This window comes from Methanobrevibacter sp. (assembly GCF_036307625.1).
GTDB lineage: Archaea > Methanobacteriota > Methanobacteria > Methanobacteriales > Methanobacteriaceae > Methanocatella.
In genome coordinates, this window is the sequence record NZ_JAXJXF010000091.1 from 1 (window position 1) to 1,573 (window position 1,573).

The following is a 1,573-nucleotide window of genomic DNA, read 5'->3' on the forward strand; positions in this document are numbered from 1 at the left end:
GAATAACTCAAAAGAGTTATTCTACACTGCTGATTTTACTGGTCATATTCTCGGTGAAGTTCATTGTTTTAAATGAATCATCGGTTGGAAGTATCATGTTGAATTCGTGGATTTCATCAATTTGACCTGATCCTTTAAAACCGTTGAATCCTAAAACATGGCCTCCTTTTGTCTTGTCATCAGACATGAAATGAAGATGCCAGCCGTGCATGTTCAATTCATTCATATACTCTGGGAAGTAAACCGCCACAAGTGTTCCGGTCTGGTCAGTGTGATTGAATACCTTTTGGTCTACTGCTGCAACATCAGTGAATTCCTTATATGGTTTTTCTTGTTTTTCAACACTTCTAACTGTAATGTTTGAAAAATCACCTTTGATTTTGATTACATACATGTTGTTTGTACCATATTTTTCAATTTCTTTGTTCAGCTGGCTGGTCAAATCGTTAAAGTTGCTGGCGTTTATATTGTCTATTTTACCATCCTCATCGAATTTTGTGATTGTAGCGAATGGTATTTTTTCGTTATCATTCATGACATTGATGCTTCCGTCAGCTGCTGCCTGATAGACAACACCATCCAAAATTATCATCTCGCCGTTTACTCCTTCAAATGTTCCAAGACCAATGTCACCGTGTTTCTTTAAATCGCCTACGGTGATTACTCCATCATATTCTCCATGCATGAAAGCCTGCATTAAGGAGACCTGATACATTGAATCGTCGCCATTGTTGTTTAGTATTAATGAGTTTTGAGCATTGGCCGCTGAAACAGCAAGCAAACCCATTATGACTAAAGCAAAAATTATCTTTTTATTCATAATATATATTCCTCCTATTCAGTAATTACAATTTATATTTAAATTAATTAATAAGTTTAATTACTTGATTGCTAGTTTTTCTAATCTTTTTTCTTAAATAGGTAGGTTTATTAATGTCAGATTATAGACTTTAATTAATGATTAAATATTTTAAACAGTAAATCATTATATATTGTTTAGAATAATCGATAATTCCTAAAAATTTTTTTTATGATTAACAGATGATTATTGCATGAAATCTGATTTGTATTGGGTTGTTAATATGTTAATGAATGAGGAGACTAAATTAAACAAACATCATTACAGAATTTTTGCCATGAGTTGGGCAGGATGGGTTTTTGATTTCTATGACCTGGTTTTATTCACTTTTTTAGTATCACAGCTTCAATCCAGCTTGAATTTTTCCGCTGAAATGCTTTCTTTATGTTTGGGCATGTCATTATTTGCTACCGGTTTTGGTGGAATAATCTTTGGAGCACTGGGTGACCAATACGGACGTAAAAAGGTATTGCAATGGACTATTATTATCTATTCGATAGGAACTCTATTGTGTGCATTTACATGGGACTTCTATTCTCTTTTAATATTCAGATTCATCACAGGATTAGGTGTTGGTGGAGAATGGGCTACAGGTCAGACATACATCAATGAAACATTTCCTGACAAATTAAGAGCCAAATTTGGTGCATTCATGCAATCAGGTGCACCGGTTGGAGTTATTTTAGCTTCAATGGTTGGAGGATTGGTGACTCC

2 protein-coding genes are annotated in these 1,573 nt (G+C 34.2%); one reads left to right on the plus strand and one right to left on the minus strand.

What is annotated here, in order from left to right; translation table 11 throughout:
- Positions 1 to 16: 16 nt before the first annotated feature.
- Entirely contained in the window at positions 17 to 820 is an 804-nt protein-coding gene (budA, locus tag UIB65_RS05630; protein ID WP_330040151.1) for an acetolactate decarboxylase, read from the minus strand.
- Positions 821 to 1,082: 262 nt separating this feature from the next.
- On the opposite strand from budA, the gene UIB65_RS05635 reads away from it, so the two are divergent.
- Positions 1,083 to 1,573 (plus strand): MFS transporter (locus UIB65_RS05635; RefSeq protein WP_330040152.1); only part of this gene is annotated, 491 nt, incomplete at its 3' end.